The organism is Actinoplanes sp. OR16 (assembly GCF_004001265.1).
Lineage (GTDB): Bacteria > Actinomycetota > Actinomycetes > Mycobacteriales > Micromonosporaceae > Actinoplanes.
The window spans coordinates 7,390,856-7,413,786 of record NZ_AP019371.1 but is presented as its reverse complement, the minus strand read 5'-3'; the positions used below and the strand labels follow the sequence as shown (position 1 = coordinate 7,413,786).

Genomic DNA, 22,931 nt, shown 5'->3' with positions numbered 1-22,931 from the left:
TCCGTTGCGGAGGGTTCCCTTCCTCTCGCGGAGATCCACCATGGGCGGATGGATCAGGCTTACCCCGCTGTCGTCCAAGATCGTGGACGGGTTCTCTTCGCCCAGACCATGGGCTACGTCGCGGCCACCACCGGCTTCTTCGCGTTCGGCGCCTACATCGGCCGCAATCTGCTGCCCGGCGTCGCCTTCCTCGCCTACCTCGCGTCGTTCGCAGCCCTGATCGCCATGCAGTTCACGGTCCGCAAGTCGACGCAGACAACGGTGGCGCTGCTGCTCCTCTTCGGCCTGCTCATCGGCGTCGCGACAGCGCCGACGCTGGTCTACTACGCCAGCACCGATCCGCAGGCCCTCTGGCAGGCGGGAGCTGCCACGGCGCTCTTCGTCGCCGGTTTCGGAGCTGCGGGGTACGCCACGCGTCGCGATCTCTCCGCGCTCGCTCGAATCTGCTTCTGGGCGTTGCTGGCCCTCATCGTGTTCGGCATCGTCCTGATCTTCGTGAACATCCCGGGCGGCGCGTTGATCTACTCGATCCTGGGCCTGGTCATCTTCGCCGGCTTCATCATGTTCGACTTCCAGCGCCTGCGCCGATCCCGCGACATCGAGGTGGCGCCGCTGCTGGCCGCGTCCATCTTCCTCGACATCCTCAACGTGTTCCTCTTCTTCCTCCGCATCTTCCGAGGGAGTCGCTGATCGTCTCGTCAGCCCAGGTGGTTCGCGGCCGTGCGGAGCAGATGCCAGCACACCGCGCTCAGCGTCGTGGTGGCGGCCGTGGCGAGCAGCAGGATCGGCCAGGCACGCCACAGACGTCCGGCGGTGGCCAGCCACGCGAGCACCACGAGTGGGAGAGCGACCGCCACGAGTTGCGCGGCGACGAATCCTCTGGCGACGCCGCCGTCCGTGATCACCTGGAGGAGGCGCCAGGGTGGCGCGGTCCTGGCGCTCTGCCAGCCCTGGCCGGACAGCAACCCGCACGCGGCGCCCGCTGCCAGTGCGGCGATCGGCAGCCGCGCCGTGCGGGTCGCCCGGCCGAGCAGGCCCAGCGCCGGACCGGCGTCCACCGATATGAGCAGCCAGACCGTGGTCATGACCGCCAGCGAACGGAGGCCGTACCCGTCCGCCGACGACCCGTCCACCAGCGTGCCACCGCTCCATCGGCGACTGACCACGAGGATGAGCAGGTAGTAGACGAGCGTCGCCGTCACCAGCAGCGCGGTGGCGCCGGTCATCGCACTGCGGCGGTCCGGGGCCGCCCGCCCGGCCAGCAGAGCCGCCGATCCCCAGGCGAGACCGCTGCTGACCAGCGCGATCATGACCGGCCCGGCAGCACCGTCAACGGCGTCGGCCGCGAACGCCAGGACTCCGAGCACCACCGCTGCCACGATCACCACGGACCGGCGCGCAGGACGCTGCACCACGACGTTGACCACGCTCGACCTCCCCGAGCCGGTCACGCTACCAAGCCGGGTGGATGCATCAGGGGTGGCGCGTGGCGGGGAGCAGGCGGTCGTAGAGGAGGGTGGCCGCCGCGCCGCCGGCCAGGGGGCCCAGCAGGTACGCCCACCAGTCGGTGAGGTGGCCGGCTACCAGCATCGGGCCGAGGGCACGGGCCGGGTTGACGCCGGCGCCGGTGAGCGGGCCGCTGAGAAGGATCGCGAGGCCCAGGGTGACGCCGATCGTGAGGGCGGCCCTCGATCGGGGCGTCGACGGGTCGGCGGCGACGGCCACGATGACCAGGACGAGCAGGAACGTGACTACGGCCTCGATCAGCAGTACGCGCAGGCCGTTGACGCCGGGCGCCGGGGTGGTGGCGCCGAGAGCGGCCGCCGATCGACCTGGCGGACCGGCGAAACCCCAGACGGCGAGACCCGCCGCCACACCGCCGGCCAGCTGCGCCGCTGCGTAGAGCGCGACGTGTGACCAGGGGAAACGCCCGATGACGGCCAGGGCGACGGTGACGGCCGGGTTGAAGTGGCCGCCGCTGACCCCGCCCAGTACGACGATCATCGCAGTGAGCGCCGCGGTGGCGGCTACCGGCACGGTGGCGCCGCCGAGGACGGTGCTGCCGGGAGTGTGCAGGGTCGCCGCCACAGCGGTGGTGGCGATGGCGACCACCAGGACGAAGGTTCCGGCGAACTCCGCCGCCGACGCCCTGCCGAGTGCGGAGCCGATACGGTGCCCGTGCAGGCCGAGGCGGTGCACGGGCGTGGCCGTACCGTCGATGATGGTGTGGGGCATGGCGGTCCTCCGCTGACGCGCTGTCCGGGACTGTCCCGGGTGCGCCGGATTCCGAGGATGCCGCCGGATGCGGTCCGAGCCATCCGTCGATCGACTGCAAGATCAAGCAGGGCGGCGGGAACTGGGGCGGCGGGAACTGGGGCGGCGGCCCCAGGCGATGAAGGCGAAGCAGAAGAAGAGGATCACCGGGGTCAGGGCTATCGCTCCGCCGTCGAGGATGAAGAGCTGGGTATAAGTGGCGCCGACCATCAGCAGCATCAGGCCGATCGCGGCGGCGCGGGTCAGGCGGGGGATCAGCAGGCCTACGCCACCGGCCAGTTCGACCACGCCGATGAAGTAGCGGAACCAGGTGGGCGCGCCCATGTCGTCGAACGTCTGGACGGCGTTGGTCTCGCCCACCAGCTTGGGGGCGGCCGAGGCGACGATCATGAAGGCGCCGAGGAGGATCTGGAAGACCCACAGCGTGCGGTTGAGGGCGGGTGCGGGAGTAGCGGCGATGTCAGTCATGCGGGTAGGACCGGGCGGGGACGCGGAACTCATCGGGCCGGGTTTAGAGAACTTCTGAGCGGTCAAGAAGGCAGCATGAGTCGGGGTCTACGCGCGGCCGCGGCGGCCGCTGGTGCGGCGGTGGCGGCGGTCGCGGTGCGGGATCTGCTGCAGCGTGATCATGCGTTGCTGCGGAACTTCCCGGTGCTCGGGCACGGGCGCTACCTGATCGAGGCGATCGGGCCGGAGTTGCGGCAGTACGTGGTGGCCGGCAACAACGAGGAACGGCCGTTCACCAGGGATCAGCGGCGGTGGGTGTACGCGTCGGCGAAGAAGGAGAACAACTACTTCGGGTTCGGGACCGACAACGACATCGAGTACACGTCCGGATACCCGATCATCAAGCACAGGACGTTCGGCCGGGCGGTGCCACGATCCAACCCGTCGGCCGGCTATGAGGCCTATGTGCCGTGTGCGAAGGTTCTCGGTGCTTCCCGCGTACGGAAGAAGGCCTTTCGTCCTGAATCGGTGGTGAACATCTCCGGGATGAGTTTCGGCTCGCTCTCCGGCGCGGCGATCGAGGCGCTGAATCGGGGCGCGGCGATCGCCGGGTGCCTGCAGAACACGGGGGAGGGCGCGCTCTCGCCCTACCATCGCAAGGGTGGCGACCTGATCTTCCAGATCGGCACCTCGTACTTCGGCTGCCGGGACGAGAACGGACGTTTCGACCTGGAGCGGCTCAAAGCAAACGTCGCGAAGAACCCGGTCAAGGCGATTGAGATCAAACTCAGTCAGGGCGCCAAACCCAGCCTCGGCGGACTGCTACCCGCCGCCAAGGTGTCGAAAGAGATCGCCGAGACCCGTGGCATCCCGCAGGGCGTCGACTGCATCAGCCCGTCCCGGCACGCCGAGTTCGACGACACCGACAGCCTGCTCGACTGGGTGGAACTGCTCGCCGACGAGACCGGGCTGCCCGTGGGGATCAAGGCGGCGGTCGGCGACCTGGGCTTCTGGGAAGAGCTGACCGCCCTGATGGCGACGACCGGGCGGGGCGTCGACTTCGTGACGATCGACGGCGGTGAGGGCGGGACCGGCGCCGCGCCGCTGATCTTCACGGACACCGTGTCGCTGCCGTTCCAGGTCGGATTCGCGCGCGTCTACAAACTCTTCGCCGAACGCGGGCTGCACGAGAAGGTGGTCTTCATCGGCGCCGGCAAACTGGGCCTGCCGGACAACGCGATCGTGGCGTTCGCGCTCGGCTGCGACATGGTCAATGTCGGTCGTGAGGCGATGCTCGCGATCGGGTGCATCCAGGCGCAGAAGTGCCACACCGACACCTGCCCGACCGGCGTCGCCACGCAGAACACGTGGCTGACCCGCGGCCTCGATCCCGCGCTCAAGTCGGTGCGCGCGGCGAACTACATCAAGACGCTGCGCCGCGACCTGCTCAAGGTCGCCGAGGCCTGCGGGGTCGAGCACCCGGGCCTGATCAGCACCGATTCCGTCGAGATCCTCGATGGACGCACTTCGTCGAAGAGCCTTGATCTCGTGTACGGGTACCAGCCGGGCTGGGGCCTGCCGTCAACCCAGGACCAGGCCGCCATCACCACGATCATGACGGCCTCCGAGCCCCAGGGCGGAAGCGCACCCCCGTCGGAGGACTCGTTCGCTAGCGAGTCAGCTGCTGCGAGCCGATGACCGACAGGAGCTGCAGTTTCTCGTAGCTCTCGGTCCCGGGAGCCGCCGTGTAGACGAGCAGGGAGTGGCCCTCGTCCGGGTCGAGGAGGGCCTGGCATGTCAGTTCGAGGTGGCCGACGTGCGGGTGGACGTACCGTTTGAGGTGGCGGTATCGGAGGCCGATCTCGTGGTCGTCCCAGACCCGGCGGAACTCCGCGCTGCTCGCCATGAGCAGGCTCTGCAGATGGGCGGCCCACGACTTCGGGCCGCGCAGGGTGACCACGCTGCGTAGTCCTGAGGCGAAGACGCGGGAGTGCATCTCGTGGTCGTCGGGATGGTAGAGCTCGCGGACCGCCGGGTCGGTGAACCAGCGGTAGCCGATGCTGCGGGACGGCCCGGTGTAGCGGGTGAGGTCGCCGGTCAGCGCCAGCCCGAGCGGGGTCTGCCGCAGCGTCTCGCCCAGTTCGGTGGTGATCTCGGCGGGGGTGTCGTCGGTGAGCCGGTCGAAGATGCGCAGCATGCCGGGGCTGATGTGCTCGCCGATCGGGCCCCGGGCCGGCGGGTGGTGGCCGGCCAGCCGGAAGAGGTGGTCGCGCTCGTCGTGGGACAGGTGCAGGCCCTGCGCGATCGAGGCGATCATCTGCTCGGACGGGTGCGGGCCACGCTCGCGTTCGAGGCGGCTGTAGTAGTCGGCGGAGATGTGGCAGAGCGTGGCGACCTCTTCGCGGCGCAGCCCGGACGTGCGGCGTCGTTGCCCGCGTGGCAGGCCGACGTCCTCGGGTTGCAGGGTCTCGCGACGGCGGCGCAGGAACTCGGCGAGCCCGGCTCGATCGATCATCACAAGTTCGGTTCTATCACCGGTGGCGCTGCGTAGCCTGGGATCGTCAGGCCGTGGATGCGCCTCGCGCGATCCCGCAGCATTGCCGGCATGGACATCACTCTTCCTGACATGTCGGGCAAACTCGCCGTCGTCACCGGTGCCAGCGACGGCGTCGGCCTGGTGATCGCGCGGCGTCTGGCGGAGGCCGGCGCCGAGGTGATCATGCCGGTCCGCAACCGGGCCAAAGGGGCTGCCGCGATGGCGCGGATCCCGTCGTCGGCGGTCTCCCTGGCCGACCTCGACCTGGCGTCGCTGGCTTCGGTGGAGGCGTTCGGCGCCACCTTCCCGAGGCCGATCGACTATCTGATCCTCAACGCCGGGGTGATGACGCCGCCGAGCCGGCAGACCACCGAGGACGGGTTCGAGCTGCAGTGGGGCAGCAATCATCTCGGTCACTTCGCGCTGGTCGAGCACCTGATGCCGCAGCTGCGGGCCGGTCGGGCCCGGGTCGTCTCGCAGATCAGCGTGGCCGCCGACGAGAACGCGATCAACTGGGACGACCTCAACTGGGAGAAGTCCTACAGCGGGCGCCGGGCCTACAGCCAGTCCAAGATCGCATTCGGGTTGTCCGGGCTGGAGCTCGCGCGGCGCAGCCGGTCCGGGGGCTGGGGGATCACCAGCAACCTCGCGCACCCCGGCATCGCGCCGACGAGTCTGCTCGCGGCGCGTCCGGAGTTGGGTCGGGGGAGCGACACTGTCGGCGTACGGATCATCCGCGGTCTTTCGAAGAGGGGCCTGCTCGTGGGCACGCCGGAGACCGCGGCGCTGCCGGCCCTGCTCGCCGCGATCTCGCCGGACGACGGTCTCTTCTTCGGCCCGGCCGGTTTCGGTCATCTGTCCGGTCCGCCGGCCGAGCAGAAGCTCTACTCCCGGCTGCGCAGTGCGTCGGATGCTCAGCGGATCTGGGAGGTCTCTTCAAGAATCTTAAGATCAACTTCTTGAAAATTAATGTACGTCGTGAGTAACGTTGACATATGACAGATTGGCAAGATCTCACGAACCTGACGCGGGGGCAGCCGTTCGTTGTCGAGCGGGTGCGGCTGGCGGGCAGTGGCATCGCCATCGAGGGTGAGTTCGAGCTGCCGCAGCTGGCTCAACTCGGCGTCGAGGACCAGGTGTTCGTCACGGCGTTCGTGCAGTGCCACGGCTCGATCAAGCAGATGGAGAAGATCTTCGGGGTGAGCTATCCGACGATCAAGTCGCGGCTCAACCGGATCTCCCAGATGCTCGATTTCGTCGAGACCGATCCGGCGCCACCGCAGGCGGACGTGATCGACCGGCTGGGGCGTGGCGAGATCACGGCTCAGGAGGCGCTGGCCGAGCTGGAAGGCCGGTCATGATGCCGCGGGTGCCGCTCAGCGGTTGGGCATTCGCCGGCTGGACGTTTGTCGGCTGGGCTCCCGGCGGCTCGGCTTCTCCCGGTGGCTCGGCTTCTCCCGGTGGCTGGGCCCCTGGCGGCTGGGCTTCCAGCCGCCCGGTTCCTCCCGGCGCGATCTTGGAGCGTCGGCGGTGATTCCGCAGGTCGTGGCGGTGCGGATCGCGCGCCCTGGCCGCCGGCCGATCTCGCTGTGGATTCCGGTGCTGCTCGTGGCGGTCGTTCTCGCGCCGCTGCTGATCCTTCTCGGTCTTGTGGCGATCGTTGCCTGTCTCGTCTTCCGTGTCGACGTGGCGCGGGCCCTCGCCGCCGGGTGGAGCATCGTCATGGCGCTGCCCGGTACCGAGGTCGACATCGAGCACGGCCGCACGGCCGTTCTCGTGACCATCCGTTAGGAGAGGTTCGAATGTCCGAACAACGCAGGTCCATCCTCGGCATGCTGGCCGACGGCAAGATCACGGCGGACGAGGCGGATCAGCTGCTCGCCGCCCTGGACCGCGAACAGTCCGCGGCCACGCCGCCGCCGGCCGCCTGGGGTGCCACGCCGGCCGCCCGGGGCGTCAAGCCGAAGTACCTCCGGGTCCTCGTCGACACCCTCGACGACGGGGAGAAGGGACGCGTCAATGTGCGGGTGCCGCTGCAATTGCTGCGCGCCGGCGTTCGGCTGACGGCCTTGATCCCGCCGCAGGCGCTCGACAAGGCCAATGCCGAGATGGCCAAGTCGGGCGTGCATTTCGACCTGACGCAGCTCAAGCCGGAGGAGCTGGAGGCGCTCGTCGATCATCTCGACGAGGTGACCGTGGAGGTCGATCAGCCGGATGCGAAGGTGCGCGTCTTCTGCGAGTGATCCCGCCGTCTCTTCTGCGAGCAGACCTGCCGTCCTGATGGACGGGTCCCCGGAAGGGTGCGGGAACACCCTCCCGAGGCGGTTGAACATCCGAATCGCAGTTTAGCGCCGGTGGTGCCGTCGGACCACGGTGGTAGAACCAGGGGCCGAGACCGGCTCCGAAAGAGCCGACCGTGGTCCGATGCGCCGGGGCGGCGAAGGCGGGACCGTTGACGGCATGTTCGCGACGCCCCTTCACCGTGACCGCACCATCGACGCCCTGCGTGCGGTGGCGATCGCCGGTGTGGTGCTCGGGCACTGGCTCGTGACGGCGGTCGTGGCCGGGCCGTCCTGGCGTGGGGTCAGTCCGCTCTCCTCCTCGCCGGGGCTGGTGCCGGCGACGTGGGTGCTGCAGACGCTCGCGCCGTTCTTCTTCGCGGGCGGCTATGCGGCGGCGTGCGGGCTGCGCCGCCGGAGACCGTGGCCGTGGTTGTCCTCCCGGCTGTCCCGCCTGTCCCGGCCGGTGCTGGCGTTCGCCCTGGTGTGGGCCGTCATCCTGCTCGTGTTGTGGCTGACCGGCGTGCCGTCCGGCACCCGGCGGCTGATCGGGTCCCTGGTGATCCATCCATTGTGGTTCCTGGCGATATTCCTGGTCCTGACCGCGCTGACTCCGTTGTTGCGCGCGGTGGTCGCTCGGTGGGGCGTCTGGTCCGCGCTGTCGCCGGCAGCGGTGGTGGGGCTCAGCGATGTGCTGTCCTCCCGTCCTCCCGCGATCGTGGAACGCGGCGCAGCCATCCTGCCTCCTCACGCGATCGGGCAAGCCGGCGCGGACCTCTCGCCGGTGCTCGCGATGGTGGATGTTCTGGCGGGGTGGGCGGTGCCCTATCTGCTCGGGATCGCTCTGGCGGACAGGGCTCTGCCTCGTCGTGCCGGTGCCTTCCTCCTGCCTGTCGGTGTCGTCACCTGTGCCGGGCTCGTGCTGATCGCCGGCTATCCGGCGTCCGCTGTGGGTGTGCCGGGGGACGGGCGGTCCAACCTCGCGCCGCCGACGTTGTTCGCGGTCGGGCTCGGGCTGGCGCAGATCGGCGCGTTCCTGCTGGTCCGGCCGTGGCTGCGGCGGGTGCTGGAGAGGCCGGTGGTGTGGGTTCCGGTCGTCGTGCTCAATCTCTGCGCGATGACGGCGTACTGCTGGCATCAGACCGCGATGCTCCTGGTCACGTTCGCCGGCGGGTTCTTCGGGGCGCTGCCGGGCCTGCATGACCTGCCGGGTCCGGGGTGGGTGGCGCACCGGTTGGTGTGGCTGCCGGCGTTCGCGGTGGTGCTGGTCGTGCTCGGTGTGGTGTTCCACCGCTTCGAGAGGGCGCGGCCGGGCGCGGTTCGCGCAACGGGAGGAGCACTCGTGCGAAACGTCAATCCCGATGTGGGAATTTCTGAACCGGTCCGCTCATGATGCTGCCGGTGCGTCAGGCGGTGGGGTCCTCGGGGATGCGTTCGAGCTGTGTCCAGGCACGCCACCCGCGTTGCTCGACGATCGCCGGCAGCCGCGGGGCCACCGGTGCGGGCTCGGTCATGGCCGCGTCCAGCAGGGCCGCGATCGGGTCCGGCCGATCGGTGCCGACGATCGCCAGTTCGCCGCTCCGGACAGCGCGGATGCGGAGTCGCTCGACGAGGTCGGCGAGCTCGACGATTCGCGGATCGTCCGGCGGTCAGTCCGGCGCGGAGCCGAGGAGGCGATAAAGCCGGGTGACGTCCGGGTTCTGGTCCAGGTAACGGGTTCTTCTCGGCGATCACGGAGGCGATGATCTGCGGCGCCTGGGCGGCGAGCATGATCCGGGCGTCCCGTTCGCGATCGACGTAGGTCTCGCCGACGCCGAGCCCGCGCAGCCGGTCGAGGTGGTCCACGACGCTCCGGGGAAGGGCCAGGTGATCACCGGCGGCGAGTTCGGCGATCCGCGTGCGGTCGCTCCGGAGACGGCGGATGCCGGCGCTCGATGTTTTGTCGATCTCCTCGACTGCCCGGGCGAACTCGTCGGGGCCGGCGTCGAGGAGTTCCCGCACCCGCGCGAGGGGCACGCCCGCATCCGCCGGCACGCGGATCCGGACCAGCCGCACGACGGCGGCGGCGTCGTAGCTGCGGTAGCCGGAGTGGTCGCGGCCGGGCTCGGCGAGCAGGCCGGGCTCGGCGAGCAGGCCGGTCTGGTGACGGTGCGAGCAGTCCGGCACTGTCACCCCGGCGTAGGAGGCGAGCCGGCTGATCGTGAGCATGGGCTCCAGACCGCCTCAACCGGCGACGCCGCGGACCGCGTCGGCGATCGCGCCGTGATGGCTCGCGACCTTGGCGTGGATCGTGATGTGCGGGTTACGTCCGGCCACCGCGGGCACATCAGTAGCCCTGGGTCGCGAACTGTTCCCTCCCGCACCGTGTGATCCAGCGTGCAGGTTGACGCAGCGTCAGGGGCAAGCCCGGACCTAGAGTTCCAGCGCGTAGGAGTCGCCGCGTGGCTGGAAGCCCAGACGGGCGTAGTACGGCGACCGCATCCCCGGTGGCGTCAGCACGGTGCGGCAACCGCGGTCGGCGAAGTAGCGGCTCTGGCGGAAGACGAACTCGCCCGGGGTGAAATCGCGGTACCGCTGGGTCACGTAGTCGAGCACGACCTGCGCCACCCCGTCACCGGCCGCCCGGAACAGCACCACCCCGACGACCTCGTCGCCACTGACGACGAGGAACGCCGCTTCATCACCTCGGCGGGAGAAGGAAGGATTGAACCGGAGGATGTCGTCGTGGTGCAGCCGCAACGTGTGCGCCAGGAACTCGTCGTCGGTGCGCACCTCCACCACCTGGTACGTCGCCGCGTCGTGCCGGGTGGCCAGCATCCGCCACAGGTACCAGATGTTGATCGCGGCGAGGACGATGTTGAGGCCGACCATCGGCCACACGCCGATCGCCGCGTTGAAGCCGAGCAGGACCACGCAGCCGGCCAGGTTGAGGGCGCGCAGCCGGAGCAGGCGGCTCTGCAGGAGGGACCAGACGAGCAGCGCGGAGCCGGCCCATCCGATGAGGTCGAGGGTTGTCACCCGCCCAGCGTCTCACAATGCGGACAGGCGGCCGGTGACCTCGGTGCGTGAGGTGACGCCCAGCTTGCGCAGGATGTTCGAGACGTGGACGGCAGCGGTCTTCGGCGAGATGTAGAGCCGCTGCGCCAGCTCGGCGTTGGTCAGGCCGTCACTGATCAGCATCGCGACTTCGAGCTCACGAGGGGTGAGCGCGGACGGGGACGGTCCGAGCTGGGCCCGGATCCGTTCCCGTTGCACGACCCGCCAGCCACGCCAGCCGGACAGCAGCGGTCCGGCCGCGTCCACGTGCGCGGCGGCATCGGCGAGGCGGCCGGTGGCGATCAGGCAGCGGGCCGCGCCGGTCCGGACCGTGCCGCGGGTGGCGGGGGAGAAGATGTGCGCGTCGACGATGGAGAGATAGCGGTCGAGAGCGGCGTCGTGCCGGCCGTGTGCCTCGTCGACCTGGGCCTCGACCAGTGTTCGCAGGGCGTCCCACACGTCGGCGTCGAGCAGTTCGGCGGCCATCCGGTCGAGCAGGTCGGGCGGCAGGCCCAGTTCGATGGCGGCGGAGATCAGGTCGTGGGCCTGTTCGCCGCTGCGCCACGACTGGCCTTCGAGGGCGGTGAACAGATCGTCGAGGGCGGCCTCGGCGCGCGGCCGGTCGCCGCGGCGGCACGCCAGGTGGAAGACGAGCCCGGGGACGGTGGTCGGCGGGTTGTCCGGCAGCGTCGTGATGCTGGCGATCAGCTGCTCGACCCGGTCCAGCTCGCCCGCCTCCAGGTAGAGCCCGGCCAGGAAGACGCCGTGGTAGTCGGCCCAGCGGCCTCGGCGCTGATAGCCGCGGTCCTGTTCGCGGCCTTCTTCGAGCGCCGTGATCGCGGCGGTCAGGTCACCGGCGCGGATGGCGAGCCGGGCCCGGCCCTGGAAGTAGGTGGCGACGGCAAGCGACTCGAACCCGGCCCGCTCCGCGTCGACGCGCATCCGTTCTAGGTTGGCGGCGTGCTCCTCCGGGTCGTTCGGCGGCTCGCCGTGCACCAGCGCGTTCAGGGCGCGGGCCGCGAGGACCCACTCGCCGGCCTGCTCCGCCTCGTCGACCAGCGCGGACAGCATCTTGCGGCCGTCCGAGGCGGTACGCGGCAGCTCGGAGAGCGTGGAACCCTTCTCCAGCAGGGCGGCCAGGCGTACGTTCGGCAGCCGGAACTCGTCGGCCAGCGCCAGAGCCCGGTCGGCCCAGAGCAGCGCCGCGTCGAAGTCGTCGCGCAGATAGGCGGACTGCGCGATGGCGGTCATCGCCTTGGCCTGGTCGGCGCCGGGCGGCAGCTCAGCGATCAGCGTCTCGATGTCCTCGGTGAGCGCCCGCATCTCGGCGGTGTCGCGCGACTCCCACGCGAGGCGCACCAGCAGGTAGAGCGAGAGAGCGCGGTCGGTGCTGCTGGCGGCGAGATCACGCCAGCGTCGGCCGTACTGGATGGCCTCGTCCAGAAGCCCGGCCAGCCAGGCCGCGTTGGCGGCCGAGGAGAGCAGTGCCGTGTCGTCGGGCTGCTCGTCGAGACCCATCTCGGCGAGCTGCAGCGCCTGGTAGGCCGACCCGATCGAGAGGTACAGCTCGGCGCCCTGCCGCGCCGCCGTGATCATGTCGTCGTAGCGGCCGGCGCCGCGGGCGTGATGCGCCACCATGGCCGGGTCCGACGCCCGCTCGTGCAGCAGGACGTCGAGGGCGGCCTCGTGCAGCCGCCGCCGCTGCCGGCCGAGCAGCTGCCCGGCGATCGCCTCGCGGACCAGCGCGTGCCGGAACGCGAACTCGTCCTCACCGGACTCCACCAGCACCCCGCGGGTGACCAGGTCGCGCAGTACCGCGATCAGCTCGTCCTCGCCCGCGCCGGTCACCCCGGCGAGCAGGTCGAACGGGATGCGGTGGCCGAGCACGGTGGCGGCCTCGACGATCCGGTGGCTGACCGGGTCGAGGTCGTCGACCTGCCGGCGCAGCACGTCCGCGAGACTCCACGGCAGCGGCTGCTCGACCAGCTCCTCCACGTCGTAGCCGGGCAGCGCCCGCAGCAGCTCCTCCAGGAAGAACGGATTGCCGCCGGTCCGATGATGCAGGGCGGTCGCGGCCCGCAGCGGCGCCGGCTTCCCGGTCGCGGCGGCCAGCAGCGCGGCCGTCTGCGCCGGCGTCAGGCGATCCAGGCGTACGTGGGTGACGGCGTGGCGGCGTTCCATCCGGGCCAGCAGACCCGCCACCGGCTGACGGCGGGTGACCTCGTCCGGCCGGTAGGTGCCGATCAGCAGACGCGGGCCGTGCTGGTCGGCGATCCGCTCGAACAGGGCGGCGCTCTCCGAGTCGGCCCAGTGCAGGTCCTCGAAGACGATGACGGCGGGGTGCGCGCCGATCAGTCCGTTCAGGATGGCGAGCCCGGCGTGCAGTCGTTCCACCGGGCTCAGCGTGGGGTCGGCGATCTTCTCCTCGCCGGCGCCGGGAAACCCGGAGACGGCGTCGAGCAGCACCTCGTACGGCCGGGACAGCGAGCCGGGCTCGGCCTGACCGACCAGCACGACGGTCTGCGGGGAGAGTGTCCCCAGCAGCTCGTGCACCAGCCTGGTCTTCCCGATGCCCGGCTCGCCCGCGATGATCGCGACGGCCGGTTCCCCGGAGGCGGCGAGCTGTGCCAGGCGGCTCAGCTCCCCGTCCCGCCCGATCATCATCGGGCTGGCGCCACCGCGGTAGATTCGCACGGCGCCAGCGTACCGGTGGCCGTCGCGGTGGCCGGCTGGCCGCGAACCGGCTCACGCCTGGCCGCCAGGACGCGGCGCGCGCTGCGCAGCAGACGGCCGCGGTCGGCCTCGGCGACCAGCTCGCGGTGCCGGTCGTTCGCCAGCGACATCATGATCTCCGGATGCATCAGCATGGTTACCCGTCCTCCTCGTTTCCTGTTTGATGGATCAATCGTCGTCGTTGAGGAGGGGTGCTCACATCGGGAGCGGTTACCTAAATCCGCTGGTCACGGCATACCTACGAACCCTGCTTGCGACGTAGGAGTAACCGTGGTTACATCACGTCGTGACCGGATGGGTGCTGCTGGCGTACCGGATACCGCGCGAGCCGTCACGGCCGCGGATCGCGGTGTGGCGCAAGTTCGAGCGGCTCGGCGTGGCTCGGCTCGGCGACGGCCTGGTGGCCCTGCCGGCCGACGCGCGCACCCGGGAGCAGTTCGACTGGATCGCCGAGGAGATCGTCGAGGCGGAGGGCTCGGCCACGGTGTGGCTGGCCAGCCCGGCGGTGGAGGAGCAGGAGCAGCAGATCGCGACCGGGATGCGGCAGGCGCGGGCCGCCGAATATCAGGCCGTCATCGACGAGGCCGTGGCGGCGGGCGGCGGCACCGACACCGAGCGCGCTCGCGTGCTGCGGCGGCTGAGGGCCGAGCTGCACCGCATCGGCCGCCGCGACTTCTTCCCGCCGGCGCAGCGCGACCAGGCCCGCGCCGCCGTCGAGAACCTGGCCACTGCCGGGAACCCGGCCCCCGCCGAAAGCCTGGCCCCCGCCGACGGGGAGCACGCATGAAGTGGGCGACCCGGGCCGGGGTGCACATCGACCGGGCCGCGTGCGCCTGGCTGATCCGCCGGCACATCGACCCGCGGCCCGAGTTCGTCTTCGTCGGCTCGCCGTCCGCGGTGCCCGCCGACGCCACGCCGTTCGACATGCGTGGCGTCGACCTCGGCCACCACGGCGGCGACTGCACGTTCGAGACGATCCTGCGCCGCTACGAGCTGCACGACCCGGTGCTGTGGAAGATCGCCGAGATCGTGCACGAGGCCGACATCGACGACGAGAAGTTCCACGCTCCGGAGGCGGCCGGCCTCGACGTCGTCCTGCGCGGCCTGTCGATGATCGGCGACGACGAGCAGACGCTGCGGGTCACCACGCCGATCTTCGACGGCCTCTACGAGTACCACCGCCGCGCCCTGCTCCTCGATCGGCCGCCGGCATGAGCACCACCACGGACGTCGTCCCGTTCCGCGAAGCCGTCCGCACCTGGTTCCTGATCTCGTTGCAGACCTTCGGCGGCCCGGCCGGGCAGATCGCCGTGATGCAGCGGCACCTCGTCGACGAACGCCGGTGGATCGGCCAGGGCCGCTTCCTGCACGCCCTCAACTACTGCATGCTGCTGCCCGGCCCGGAGGCACAGCAACTCGCGATCTACGTGGGCTGGTTGCTCAACGGGATGCGCGGCGGCCTGGCCGCGGGGACCCTTTTCGTCCTCCCCGGCATGGTGGCCCTGCTCGCCCTCTCCCTCATCTATGCCCTGTACGGCGACAGCACCGTGGTGACGGCGCTCTTCGCCGGCCTCGCCCCGGCCGTCGTCGCGATCGTGGCGCAGGCCGTCTGGCGGGTCGGCAGCCGCGCCCTGACCAACCCGGCGCTGATCGCCCTCGCCGTGGCGGCGTTCCTGGCTCTGGCCGTGTTCGGGATCCCGTTCCCCCTGGTCATCGCGGCGGCGGCGGTGGCCGGCTGGGTGCTGCACCGCTGGCGTCCCCGTCCGGCGACGACGGCGAGGACGGAGGACGGGCCGGCGCCGCTGATCTCCGACGACATGCTGCACCACGACCGTCCCTCGGCCCGCCGGACCATCACCATCCTCACGGTGGGACTGGTCCTCTGGTTCCTGCCGATCGCCGTCTTCGCCGCCACGACCGGCACCGGCAGTGTCTTCACCCGGCAGGGGCTCTTCTTCAGCGGTACGGCCGTCGTCACGTTCGGTGGGGCGTACGCCGTCCTCGCCTTCGTCGCCCAACGGGCCGTCGAACACTATGCGTGGCTTTCGGCGGGCGACATGGTCCGTGGTCTCGCCCTCGCCGAATCCACGCCCGGACCGCTGATCATGGTGGTGCAGTTCGTGGCGTTCCTCGGCGCCTACCACCAGCCCGGATCGCTGGAACCGTGGGTGGCGGGCGTGCTGGCGTCGCTGCTGACCACGTGGGTGACGTTCGTCCCGTGTTTCCTGTTCATCCTGCTCGGTGCCCCCTACGTCGAATCGCTGCGCGGCAACAGCGCCCTGTCGGCGGCTCTGAACGGCATCACCGCCGCGGTGGTCGGGGTGATCGCCTCGCTGGGCCTGTTCTTCGCGGTGCACACGCTGTTCGGCGAGGTCACCGACGGCCCGTGGGCGATGGAGTTGCCGGTGCTCGGCTCGGTGCGGTGGACGTCGCTGGTGATCGCGGTCGTCGCCGGCGTGCTGATCTTCAAGGTGAAGTGGCCGGTGCTGCGCGTTCTGGGCGTGTCGGCGCTGCTCGGCCTGGCCGCGGGCATTTTCCTCTGACGGGTTTCCTCAAGTCGGTGGCGGACGCAGTCGATACGACTCGTCCGCCACGGGGGAGGAGCCACAATCTTGGGAACGAGCACGACGCGACGACGGTTTGCCATCGCTGCCGCCGGACCGGCGATTGCCCTGATTCTCACGGCCGGCGCTGTGCCGGCTCAGGCGGCTGCCGCTGATGACGCTGCCGCCACCGTCGCCGCCTCGGCGGGGACGAGCTGGGCCGAGACGATGCGCCGCAAGTTCGACCTGGAGACGTACACCGCCCGCCTCACCACCCAGCTGCCGGCGCTGCGGACCACCGCCGCCGCCCGCGGCGCCGACGAGGCCGCCGCGCTGAAGGCCGAGACGGACGCGCAGGCGGTCATGGACAAGGCCGTCGCCACCGAGCGCACCATGTACGCCCGGCACGCCGGCGCGAAGAACGCCGCCAAGCTGGCGAAGAAGGCCCTGGTCGCGGCGAAGAAGCAGAAGCCGGCCAGCAAGACCCGGGTGGCGAAGGCGACGGCCGCCGTGAAGAAGGCCGACGACCTGGTGAAGAGCCGTGCCGTCATCGCCCGGACCAGCACCGCCACGCTCACGCTCACCCGGACCCGGCACGCGGCCGCCGCGAAGAAGCTGGCCGCCGCCACCACCGCGCACGACACCGCGGTGAAGACCGTCGCCTACGCCGAGAAGCGCATCGCGTCCTGGCCGAAGGACCGGGCCGCCCTGGCCGCGCAGGCCACCGAGCTCAGCGAGGCCGTGGTGACCCAGGCCCGGGTCAAGTACAGCACCACCCAGGTCTACGGCGTCACCGTGAACCGGGTCGTCGCCTTCTCCTTCCAGCGCATGATCGACGACGCGGCGAAGGCGGGCGTGAAGCTGTCCGGCGGCGGGTTCCGCACCCGCGAGCAGCAGATCGCGCTGCGCAAGTCGAACGGCTGCCCTGACGTCTGGACCGCCCCCTCCTCGTCCTGCCGCGTCCCGACCGCCATCCCCGGCCGCTCCCTGCACGAGGTCGGCCTCGCCATCGACATGACCTCCGGGGGCAGCACCATCAACACCCGCAAGAGCGCCGCCTTCAAATGGATGGCCGCGAACGCCGGAAAGTACGGCTTCGTGAACCTGCCCTCCGAGCCCTGGCACTGGTCCATCACCGGCAGCTGACCGGTCATCTCCCGCGGTTGACCACGATGTCGCGTCCCGGCCCGATCCTGCATCCGGCCGGGACCGCCGTCTCGGGGAAGCTCGTCCACCCCTCGTTGCCGTCCACCGCCGCGATCAGCGTCCGGTTGCAGTCGTCGCCGCCCTCGACGATCACGAGACGGTAGTTCTTGTGGTCGTCGCCGGGGTCGCCGATCGGCCGGTCGAAGATGCCCCACTGCTCGCCGTCCAGCGGCCGTTCGCTGACCGAGTAGTACGTCCGGTCGTCGTGATCGAACTCGAACAGCCACCCGACCTCGTCGCCGCCGGGACGGCACGTCGTGCCGGTCACCGAGATCCCCGAGTTCCCGTTGATGATCTGCCCGCTGGACGGCACCGTGAACGCGAAGTTCTCGTCGCAGGTCCGCTTCTTGATCCACTCTTGAGTGGCGGGCAGCCCGATCACTGCCACGACGATGGCCGCCAGAGCCGCGATGATCGCGACGATGACCGGTCCCCGCCCGCTGTCGGTGGTGCTCACGTCCGATGTCCTCCACGATAGGCGTCGATGCTGGCGCTCCACCGTGGCCGAGCCGTAGCATGTCCAGCCAGGAGTTCTGGACGCTGTTGTACGGCGATGAACAGGGTCTCGATGGATCAGTTCGACGGCGCGGCCATCCACACACGCGACGACTTCGGCGCTGCTCTGCGGTTCCTGCGCCGCCGGCACGCGGAGACGAACAACTGCCCGCCGCTGTCGCTGCGGGACATCGCCGCCCGTACCAAAGCGGGCTCGCACAACACCGTGAGCAACTATCTGTCCGGGCGCACGCTCCCGCCACCGGAGACGCTGCGCCGGCTGGCCGTGCTCTTCGGCGCGACCGAGGACGAACGGCAGGCGCTCGCCGACGCCCGGTCTCGGCTGTCCGAGCAGCGACCCGCCAAGCCGGACGCGCCCACCCCGAAGAACCGCACGAGAAGCCTCATCGCTCTCACCGCCCTGCTCGCGTCGCTCGCCACCCTCGCGGTGATCGCGTTCGTCACCGACGACGAGCCCGCCACCTCCGCCGTCACCGCGCCGATCCCGGTGATCGTGCAGAACAAGGTGGCGCTCGGCACCGACGGCCTGGCCGAGGACGGCACCCCCGCCTACCTGTCGGCGCGCCCGGTGCCACGGTGTGCCCGCAACGGCTGCAAACTGGCCGGCACCGAGATGTGGAGCGGCGCCGCCATCGCCGTGCAGTGCCAGGCCAAGGGCAGCGTCATGCACAACTACGACGTGGCCGCCGGCGCCGCCAACCCGCACAACGCGCGCTCCGAACTCTGGTACCGGGCGGCCGCCGCCGACGGCCGGACCGGGTACATCTCCGAGGTCTACCTGGAACCGAGGTTCCGCGGCGGCCTGGGCCTGCCGCAGTGTGGTTAGAGGTGCCGGCCGACCTCGGCGGCCACCGCGCTCACCGGTAGCTCACCGGCGTCGACGACCACGTCCTCGACCGCGGCCGTCCGCAGGATGCCGTCGAGTTCGCCGGAGCGGCGCAGGTGCCAGCCGAGGCCGGCCGGGTCGTTCTCGTGCCGCCGGGTCAGCCGGCGGCGGACCAGAGCCAGGTCGACCTGGAGGCGGCAGACGGTCAGCGGCACACCGACGGCCTCCCGGTAGGCGTCCCGCTCCGCGCGGCTCTCGATCACCCCGGCCAGGATCAGCCGGTCCGCGCCCGCCTCCAGGAAGTTGCGCGCCACCGCCCGCAGGTTGCGCAGCGTCATCGCCGCGTTGAACGGGTCACCCGGCGGGCTGGGCCAGCCGCGCCGCAGCCAGTCGACGTCGATGACCGCGTGCGGGACCCGCCGCTCGGCGAGCTGGTCGCCGAGCGCCTCCGCGACAGTGGTCTTCCCCGATCCGACCGTGCCGGTGATCAGCAACGCAGAGCTCATCCTTCCATTCTCGTACGATTGAAAGCCGCCGCCGTGGGTTACTCCACCCGCCATGAAACGGACCCTGGTCGTGATCGCGGGCGCGGCGCTGCTGCTCGCGGGCTGTGGCGAAGTGGGCGGACGGGAGGAGGCGGCCTCGCAGGCCGCCGAACGGCTGCTGTCGGCGACGGCCGCGCGGGACGGCGCGCAGGCGTGCGCGGTGCTGGCCCCGGAGACGGTCGCCGAACTGGAGGACTCGGCCGGCAGACCGTGCGCGGAAGCGGTCCTCGACGAGGATCTGCCCCAGCCCGGCCCGATCAGCGGCGCCTCCGTCTACGGCCAGTGGGCTCAGGTCCACCTGCCCGGCGACACGGTGTTCCTCGCGGTCTTCGACGACGGCTGGCGGGTCGTCGCGGCGGGATGCACGCCGCAGGGTGACGCCCGGCCGTACGACTGCGCCCTGCAGGGGAGCTGAACCATGCGAACCCTGTTCATCCTCCTCCTGCTCATCGTCGCCGCCGGCCTGATCGGCTTCACCGCGCTGGGGGTGCTCCACCGATGAAGCGTTTCCTGCGGGAGAACTCGCTCGGCCTGGTCTTCCTGCTGCTCTTCCTCGTCGTGCTGGTCGGGCAGGCGGTCGCCGGGCACGCCGACTTCAACCAGCAGCAGCTCACCGAAGGGCTGCCGCGGATCTCCTTCGGCCGGTACGTCACCTCGGCCAGCTTCGGCGCCGACGTCCTGGAGAACTGGCAGTCCGAATATCTCCAGTTCTTCCTCTACATCTATCTGACGGTGTGGCTGCTCCAGAAGGGCTCCCCGGAGTCGAAGGAGCTCGGCAAGGCCGGCCGCGAGTCCGACGAGGAGCAGAAGGTCGGCGAGTTCGCCGACCGGGAGTCGCCGCGGTGGGCCCGCACCCGGGGCCTCAAGCTGTGGCTCTTCTCCAACTCGCTCGGCCTGGTCATGGGCCTGATCTTCACGCTGTCCTGGCTCGGCCAGTCGATCGCGGGCCGGGTCGCCTACAACGAGGAACAGCTCGGCAACCTGCAGGACCCGGTCACCTGGACCCGGTACGTGACCGAACCCGACTTCTGGAACCGCACCCTGCAGAACTGGCAGTCCGAACTGCTCGCCGTCGCCTCGATGGCCGTCCTCTCCATCTACCTCCGCCAGCGAGGCAGCTCCCAGTCCAAACCGGTCGGCGCAGCCCACAGCGCCACCGGCGTCGAGGGCTAGTTTCATCGATGCCCGAGCGGGTAGGCGGGCGCCGTGAACGAGACCTCCCTCCCGACCCGTGGTGAGCTTGCGCTGCCCGGCATCGTGCTCGGTGCCGGGCTCGGCGGCTTCCTCGACGGCATCCTGTTGCACCAGGTTCTGCAGTGGCATCATCTGCTGACCGGCGTCTATCCGGCCGACACCGTCGACGGGCTGAGGATGAACACGCTGGGGGACGGGATCTTCCACACCGTCACCTGGCTGGCCGTGCTGCTCGGGCTGTCGCTGCTCTACTCCCGGATCACCGCTAACCGGGGCCGGGTGTGGCGGTCACGGGAGCTGTGGGGGTGGATGCTTACCGGCTGGGGACTGTTCAACCTGGTCGAAGGCGTGATCGACCATCATCTGCTGGGCATTCATCATGTGCACGGCGGGCCGTACCAGTTCTGGTGGGATCTGGGTTTCCTCGGCCTCGGCGTGGTGCTGATCGGGATCGGCCGGGTTCTGCGCCGGTGAGCCACGCGCATCACCTCGACGCCGCGATCCTGGTGGTGGCGGTGGCGATCGGCTACGAGGTCCTGGCCGCCCTGGTCCGGGACTGGCCGGCCCGCCGCACCCTGTTCTTCCTGGCCGGCGCGGCGCTGCTGGTCACCGGTCTGACCCTGGACGCCACCGGTTTCCGGGCGCACACGCTGCAGCATCTACTGATCGGCATGCTGGCGCCGCTGGGGCTCGTCCTGGGCGCGCCGGTCACTCTCCTTCTGCGTACGGTTCCCCGCCCGATCGCCCGCCTGATCGGCCGGACCCTGCGCCACCGCCTCGTCCACCTCATCGCGAACCCGGTGACCGCGCTGGCGCTGAACCTGGGGGGCGTGGCACTGCTCCACCTCACGGCGCTCTACCCGGCCACCACCCGCGAACCGGCTCTCGCGCTGCTGGTCCACGTGCACTTCCTGCTGTCCGGCTACCTGTTCGCCTGGGTGGTCGCCGGTCCCGACCCGGCGCCGCGGCGTCCGCCGGTGCCGGCCCGGCTGGTCGTGCTCGGGGTGGCCATCGCGTTCCACTCGGTCTTCTCGCAGCTGCTGTACGCCGGGTTGATCGACCTCCCGGTGCCGGACCAGGAGCGGCGGGGCGGCGCCGAGCTGATGTACTACGGCGGGGACGTCGCCGAACTGCTCCTCGCCGCCGCCCTCGTCGCGGGCTGGCGGCCCCGTCAGGGGGTGAAGACCACCCGTACGCAGTCATCCTCTTTGTTCTTGAAGATGCGGTAGCCCTCCGGCGCCTCCTCCAGCGGCATCGTATGGGTGGCCAGGTGTTCGGTGACCAGTTCGCCCTTCGCCATCCGCTGCAGCAGCATCGGGATGTAGCGCTGGCCGTGCATCTGCGCACCGCGCACGGTCAGGCCCTTGTTCATCAGCGCGCCGAGCGGGAACTTGTCGACGAACCCGGCGTAGACGCCCAGCACGAAGACCGAGCCGCCCTTGCGGCAGGCATGGATGGCGTCGCGGACCGCGATCGGGCGGTCCGTCTGCAGGCGGAGCTGCTGCTTGAGCTGGTCGTAGCCGTATTGCAGGCCGGTCGCGTGCGCCTCCATGCCGACCGCCTCGATGCACACGTCCGGGCCCCGGCCGCCACTGCGTTCGCGCAGCTCACCGGCGATGTCGTCGGTCTCGTAGTTGAGGGTCTCCGCACCGGCGTGCCGGCGTACCTGGGAAAGGCGGTTCTCCAGGCGGTCGATCACGATGACCCGGTCCGCGCCGAGCAGCGCCGCCGCCTTCGCCGCCATCTGGCCGACCGCGCCGGCGCCCCAGACCGCGACCACATCGCCCGGTTGGACCCCGCCCAGGTCGGCGCCCATCCAGCCGGTCGACGCCGAGTCGGAGGCGAACAGCGCCCGCTCGTCGCTGACCTCATCCGGCACGGTGAACGCGCCCACGTCGGCGAACGGCACGCGGATGTACTCGGCGTGACTGCCCGCGTTGCCGCCCATCGCGTGCGAGTAACCGAAACAGCCACTCGGAGCGTGACCCCAGAGCGTCTCGGTGATCGCCGGGTTGGTGTTGCCGTTGTCGCAGAGCGAGAAGAGCTTCTGGTCGCAGTACCAGCAGTTGCCGCACGAGATGAACGACGAGACCACCACCCGGTCACCGACGCGGTGGTTACGCACGTCCGGGCCGGCCTCGACGACCTCACCGAGGAACTCGTGCCCGAGCACGTCGCCCTTCTCCATGAACGGGATGTATCCGCCCAGCAGATGCAGGTCGGAACCACAGGTCACCGTCTTGGTCACCTTGACGATGACGTCGCCGGGATTACGCAGCTCCGGATCCGGGACCGTCCCGACCGCGAGCTTGTTCACGCCCTGCCACTGCAACGCCCTCACAGCAGACCTCCTTCACGGCCGTGCCGGGTGGCCGCCTGCAACGGCCGGTTCGTCAGCGTCCGCGTGGTCGTCGGCGGCCCGGACGGCAGCAGCACGTCACCGGCCTCCAGCAGCGAACGGGTCTCCCGTAACGCCCGCCGCACGTCACCGCCGGTGGCCTTCGAACCCTCCGGGATACGCACCGCGATCTCGGTCCCGCGGCCGCCGGGCGCGGCCCGCAACGTGATCTCCACATCGGCGGCGATCTCCCGCAGCGAGCCCGGCAGCTGCTCGGACTCCAGGTCGGACAGTGGCCGGAAAACGGTCACCACATGGCGGCGGCGCGCCTGCCCGGTGCGGCCCGCGCGGGTGGCCGCGGCCACCGCGACGGCGCCGGCGGCGATCGGCCCGGCAATCAAGAGCATTCTCTTCGTACGGCCCATGGCTGCCTGTTACCACGCTCACCCGGGGATAAA

28 protein-coding genes are annotated in these 22,931 nt (G+C 70.5%); 17 read left to right on the top strand and 11 right to left on the bottom strand.

Annotation, left to right across the window (positions count from 1 at the left end; translation table 11 throughout):
• Positions 1 to 48 precede the first annotated feature (48 nt).
• Positions 49 to 690 carry a Bax inhibitor-1 family protein gene (locus tag EP757_RS34180; RefSeq protein WP_127552515.1) on the top strand — a complete coding sequence of 214 codons (642 nt, stop codon included), beginning with the start codon at positions 49 to 51 and terminating at the stop codon, positions 688 to 690.
• A gap of 8 nt (positions 691 to 698) precedes the next feature.
• On the opposite strand, the gene EP757_RS34175 is transcribed toward EP757_RS34180, so the two are convergent.
• From EP757_RS34175 to EP757_RS34165, 3 genes are all read right to left on the bottom strand, one after another.
• Entirely contained in the window at positions 699 to 1,427 is a 729-nt protein-coding gene (locus EP757_RS34175; RefSeq protein WP_127552514.1) for a hypothetical protein, read from the bottom strand.
• A gap of 46 nt (positions 1,428 to 1,473) precedes the next feature.
• Positions 1,474 to 2,235 (bottom strand): MIP/aquaporin family protein, encoded by a 762-nt coding sequence (locus EP757_RS34170; protein ID WP_127552513.1) that lies wholly within the window; start codon positions 2,233 to 2,235, stop codon positions 1,474 to 1,476.
• Positions 2,236 to 2,337: 102 nt separating this feature from the next.
• Positions 2,338 to 2,742 (bottom strand): DoxX family protein, encoded by a 405-nt coding sequence (locus tag EP757_RS34165; RefSeq protein WP_127552512.1) that lies wholly within the window; start codon positions 2,740 to 2,742, stop codon positions 2,338 to 2,340.
• Positions 2,743 to 2,817: 75 nt separating this feature from the next.
• On the opposite strand from EP757_RS34165, the gene EP757_RS34160 reads away from it, so the two are divergent.
• Positions 2,818 to 4,419, top strand: coding sequence for an FMN-binding glutamate synthase family protein (locus EP757_RS34160; RefSeq protein WP_127552511.1), 1,602 nt, complete (start codon positions 2,818 to 2,820; stop codon positions 4,417 to 4,419).
• Here the strand turns inward: EP757_RS34160 and EP757_RS34155 are convergent.
• On the bottom strand, positions 4,391 to 5,236 hold the full coding sequence (locus EP757_RS34155) for a helix-turn-helix transcriptional regulator (RefSeq protein ID WP_127554575.1): 846 nt from the start codon (positions 5,234 to 5,236) through the stop codon (positions 4,391 to 4,393). The two genes, EP757_RS34160 and EP757_RS34155, sit on opposite strands and share 29 nt — an antisense overlap.
• A gap of 90 nt (positions 5,237 to 5,326) precedes the next feature.
• Here EP757_RS34155 and EP757_RS34150 point away from each other — a divergent pair, with 90 nt between their 5' ends.
• The 6 genes from EP757_RS34150 to EP757_RS44220 all read left to right on the top strand — a co-directional run bounded on the left by EP757_RS34150 (position 5,327) and on the right by EP757_RS44220 (position 9,906).
• A complete protein-coding gene (locus EP757_RS34150) occupies positions 5,327 to 6,220 on the top strand; it encodes an SDR family oxidoreductase (protein ID WP_127552510.1) in 894 nt (297 codons plus the stop codon).
• A gap of 32 nt (positions 6,221 to 6,252) precedes the next feature.
• The gene (locus EP757_RS34145; RefSeq protein ID WP_127552509.1) at positions 6,253 to 6,618 is read left to right on the top strand and encodes a DUF2089 domain-containing protein; all 366 of its coding nucleotides are present in this window, start codon (positions 6,253 to 6,255) and stop codon (positions 6,616 to 6,618) included.
• A 22-nt stretch (positions 6,619 to 6,640) separates the two neighbouring features.
• Positions 6,641 to 7,048 (top strand): hypothetical protein, encoded by a 408-nt coding sequence (locus EP757_RS44225; RefSeq protein WP_232050146.1) that lies wholly within the window; start codon positions 6,641 to 6,643, stop codon positions 7,046 to 7,048.
• A 41-nt stretch (positions 7,049 to 7,089) separates the two neighbouring features.
• A complete protein-coding gene (locus EP757_RS34135) occupies positions 7,090 to 7,500 on the top strand; it encodes a hypothetical protein (RefSeq protein WP_232050145.1) in 411 nt (136 codons plus the stop codon).
• A 217-nt stretch (positions 7,501 to 7,717) separates the two neighbouring features.
• Positions 7,718 to 8,929: an acyltransferase gene (locus EP757_RS34130; RefSeq protein ID WP_127552507.1), complete on the top strand. Its 1,212-nt coding sequence runs from the start codon at positions 7,718 to 7,720 to the stop codon at positions 8,927 to 8,929.
• 443 nt (positions 8,930 to 9,372) lie between these two features.
• Positions 9,373 to 9,906, top strand: a complete 534-nt coding sequence (locus EP757_RS44220) for a hypothetical protein (protein ID WP_232050144.1) — start codon at positions 9,373 to 9,375, stop codon at positions 9,904 to 9,906.
• A 42-nt stretch (positions 9,907 to 9,948) separates the two neighbouring features.
• Here the strand turns inward: EP757_RS44220 and EP757_RS34120 are convergent, their stop codons facing one another.
• Genes EP757_RS34120 through EP757_RS34110 form a run of 3 tightly spaced genes read right to left on the bottom strand, consistent with a single transcriptional unit; the run spans position 9,949 to position 13,439 of the window.
• A complete protein-coding gene (locus tag EP757_RS34120) occupies positions 9,949 to 10,554 on the bottom strand; it encodes a hypothetical protein (RefSeq protein WP_127552506.1) in 606 nt (201 codons plus the stop codon).
• Between the two features lie 12 nt (positions 10,555 to 10,566).
• On the bottom strand, positions 10,567 to 13,266 hold the full coding sequence (locus EP757_RS34115) for a LuxR family transcriptional regulator (RefSeq protein ID WP_232050143.1): 2,700 nt from the start codon (positions 13,264 to 13,266) through the stop codon (positions 10,567 to 10,569).
• Positions 13,233 to 13,439: a hypothetical protein gene (locus EP757_RS34110; RefSeq protein ID WP_127552505.1), complete on the bottom strand. Its 207-nt coding sequence runs from the start codon at positions 13,437 to 13,439 to the stop codon at positions 13,233 to 13,235. Before EP757_RS34110 ends, EP757_RS34115 begins: the two co-directional genes overlap by 34 nt.
• Before the next feature lie 152 nt (positions 13,440 to 13,591).
• Here EP757_RS34110 and EP757_RS34105 point away from each other — a divergent pair, with 152 nt between their 5' ends.
• The 4 genes from EP757_RS34105 to EP757_RS34090 all read left to right on the top strand — a co-directional run bounded on the left by EP757_RS34105 (position 13,592) and on the right by EP757_RS34090 (position 16,994).
• Positions 13,592 to 14,092, top strand: a complete 501-nt coding sequence (locus EP757_RS34105; RefSeq protein WP_197725442.1) for a Chromate resistance protein ChrB — start codon at positions 13,592 to 13,594, stop codon at positions 14,090 to 14,092.
• On the top strand, positions 14,089 to 14,520 hold the full coding sequence (locus EP757_RS34100) for a chromate resistance protein ChrB domain-containing protein (protein WP_127552504.1): 432 nt from the start codon (positions 14,089 to 14,091) through the stop codon (positions 14,518 to 14,520). Before EP757_RS34105 ends, EP757_RS34100 begins: the two co-directional genes overlap by 4 nt.
• Positions 14,517 to 15,848 carry a chromate efflux transporter gene (gene chrA, locus EP757_RS34095; protein ID WP_127552503.1) on the top strand — a complete coding sequence of 444 codons (1,332 nt, stop codon included), beginning with the start codon at positions 14,517 to 14,519 and terminating at the stop codon, positions 15,846 to 15,848. Before EP757_RS34100 ends, chrA begins: the two co-directional genes overlap by 4 nt.
• Positions 15,849 to 15,998: 150 nt before the next feature.
• Positions 15,999 to 16,994 (top strand): M15 family metallopeptidase, encoded by a 996-nt coding sequence (locus EP757_RS34090; protein ID WP_232050142.1) that lies wholly within the window; start codon positions 15,999 to 16,001, stop codon positions 16,992 to 16,994.
• Positions 16,995 to 16,998: 4 nt separating this feature from the next.
• Here EP757_RS34090 and EP757_RS34085 read toward each other — a convergent pair whose 3' ends face one another.
• A complete protein-coding gene (locus tag EP757_RS34085; RefSeq protein ID WP_127552502.1) occupies positions 16,999 to 17,511 on the bottom strand; it encodes a hypothetical protein in 513 nt (170 codons plus the stop codon).
• 111 nt (positions 17,512 to 17,622) lie between these two features.
• Between EP757_RS34085 and EP757_RS34080 the strand changes: the two genes are divergently transcribed.
• On the top strand, positions 17,623 to 18,396 hold the full coding sequence (locus EP757_RS34080) for a helix-turn-helix domain-containing protein (RefSeq protein WP_160165968.1): 774 nt from the start codon (positions 17,623 to 17,625) through the stop codon (positions 18,394 to 18,396).
• Here EP757_RS34080 and EP757_RS34075 read toward each other — a convergent pair.
• Positions 18,393 to 18,902, bottom strand: a complete 510-nt coding sequence (locus EP757_RS34075) for an adenylyl-sulfate kinase (RefSeq protein ID WP_127552500.1) — start codon at positions 18,900 to 18,902, stop codon at positions 18,393 to 18,395. The genes EP757_RS34080 and EP757_RS34075 overlap by 4 nt on opposite strands.
• Before the next feature lie 52 nt (positions 18,903 to 18,954).
• Here EP757_RS34075 and EP757_RS34070 point away from each other — a divergent pair, with 52 nt between their 5' ends.
• The 4 genes from EP757_RS34070 to EP757_RS34055 all read left to right on the top strand — a co-directional run bounded on the left by EP757_RS34070 (position 18,955) and on the right by EP757_RS34055 (position 21,364).
• Positions 18,955 to 19,356, top strand: coding sequence for a hypothetical protein (locus EP757_RS34070; RefSeq protein ID WP_127552499.1), 402 nt, complete (start codon positions 18,955 to 18,957; stop codon positions 19,354 to 19,356).
• A gap of 83 nt (positions 19,357 to 19,439) precedes the next feature.
• Positions 19,440 to 20,114 (top strand): DUF6766 family protein, encoded by a 675-nt coding sequence (locus EP757_RS34065; RefSeq protein WP_127552498.1) that lies wholly within the window; start codon positions 19,440 to 19,442, stop codon positions 20,112 to 20,114.
• Positions 20,115 to 20,147: 33 nt separating this feature from the next.
• Positions 20,148 to 20,609, top strand: coding sequence for a DUF2243 domain-containing protein (locus tag EP757_RS34060; protein WP_127552497.1), 462 nt, complete (start codon positions 20,148 to 20,150; stop codon positions 20,607 to 20,609).
• Entirely contained in the window at positions 20,606 to 21,364 is a 759-nt protein-coding gene (locus tag EP757_RS34055) for a cytochrome c oxidase assembly protein (protein WP_127552496.1), read from the top strand. Before EP757_RS34060 ends, EP757_RS34055 begins: the two co-directional genes overlap by 4 nt.
• Here EP757_RS34055 and EP757_RS34050 read toward each other — a convergent pair.
• The gene (locus EP757_RS34050; RefSeq protein WP_127552495.1) at positions 21,307 to 22,476 is read right to left on the bottom strand and encodes a zinc-dependent alcohol dehydrogenase; all 1,170 of its coding nucleotides are present in this window, start codon (positions 22,474 to 22,476) and stop codon (positions 21,307 to 21,309) included. The two genes, EP757_RS34055 and EP757_RS34050, sit on opposite strands and share 58 nt — an antisense overlap.
• Complete coding sequence (locus EP757_RS34045) at positions 22,473 to 22,880, bottom strand: hypothetical protein (RefSeq protein ID WP_232050141.1); 408 nt, start codon at positions 22,878 to 22,880, stop codon at positions 22,473 to 22,475. The genes EP757_RS34050 and EP757_RS34045 overlap by 4 nt, the downstream gene beginning before the upstream one ends.
• Positions 22,881 to 22,931: the final 51 nt, after the last annotated feature.

What these genes read in the sequence shown, in the direction of transcription:
- EP757_RS34100 (WP_127552504.1), top strand. Translation starts at nt 14,089, where the DNA reads ATGAAGTGGGCGACCCGGGCCGGGGTGCACATCGACCGGGCCGCGTGC.
- EP757_RS34180 (WP_127552515.1), top strand. Translation starts at nt 49, where the DNA reads ATGGATCAGGCTTACCCCGCTGTCGTCCAAGATCGTGGACGGGTTCTC.
- EP757_RS34080 (WP_160165968.1), top strand. Translation starts at nt 17,623, where the DNA reads ATGGATCAGTTCGACGGCGCGGCCATCCACACACGCGACGACTTCGGC.
- EP757_RS34135 (WP_232050145.1), top strand. Translation starts at nt 7,090, where the DNA reads ATGCTGGCCGACGGCAAGATCACGGCGGACGAGGCGGATCAGCTGCTC.
- EP757_RS34170 (WP_127552513.1), bottom strand. Translation starts at nt 2,235, where the DNA reads ATGCCCCACACCATCATCGACGGTACGGCCACGCCCGTGCACCGCCTC.
- EP757_RS34165 (WP_127552512.1), bottom strand. Translation starts at nt 2,742, where the DNA reads ATGACTGACATCGCCGCTACTCCCGCACCCGCCCTCAACCGCACGCTG.
- EP757_RS34150 (WP_127552510.1), top strand. Translation starts at nt 5,327, where the DNA reads ATGGACATCACTCTTCCTGACATGTCGGGCAAACTCGCCGTCGTCACC.
- EP757_RS34145 (WP_127552509.1), top strand. Translation starts at nt 6,253, where the DNA reads ATGACAGATTGGCAAGATCTCACGAACCTGACGCGGGGGCAGCCGTTC.
- EP757_RS34160 (WP_127552511.1), top strand. Translation starts at nt 2,818, where the DNA reads ATGAGTCGGGGTCTACGCGCGGCCGCGGCGGCCGCTGGTGCGGCGGTG.
- EP757_RS34075 (WP_127552500.1), bottom strand. Translation starts at nt 18,902, where the DNA reads ATGAGCTCTGCGTTGCTGATCACCGGCACGGTCGGATCGGGGAAGACC.
- chrA (WP_127552503.1), top strand. Translation starts at nt 14,517, where the DNA reads ATGAGCACCACCACGGACGTCGTCCCGTTCCGCGAAGCCGTCCGCACC.
- EP757_RS34110 (WP_127552505.1), bottom strand. Translation starts at nt 13,439, where the DNA reads ATGCTGATGCATCCGGAGATCATGATGTCGCTGGCGAACGACCGGCAC.
- EP757_RS34065 (WP_127552498.1), top strand. Translation starts at nt 19,440, where the DNA reads ATGAAGCGTTTCCTGCGGGAGAACTCGCTCGGCCTGGTCTTCCTGCTG.
- EP757_RS34130 (WP_127552507.1), top strand. Translation starts at nt 7,718, where the DNA reads ATGTTCGCGACGCCCCTTCACCGTGACCGCACCATCGACGCCCTGCGT.
- EP757_RS34155 (WP_127554575.1), bottom strand. Translation starts at nt 5,236, where the DNA reads ATGATCGATCGAGCCGGGCTCGCCGAGTTCCTGCGCCGCCGTCGCGAG.
- EP757_RS34045 (WP_232050141.1), bottom strand. Translation starts at nt 22,880, where the DNA reads ATGCTCTTGATTGCCGGGCCGATCGCCGCCGGCGCCGTCGCGGTGGCC.
- EP757_RS34070 (WP_127552499.1), top strand. Translation starts at nt 18,955, where the DNA reads ATGAAACGGACCCTGGTCGTGATCGCGGGCGCGGCGCTGCTGCTCGCG.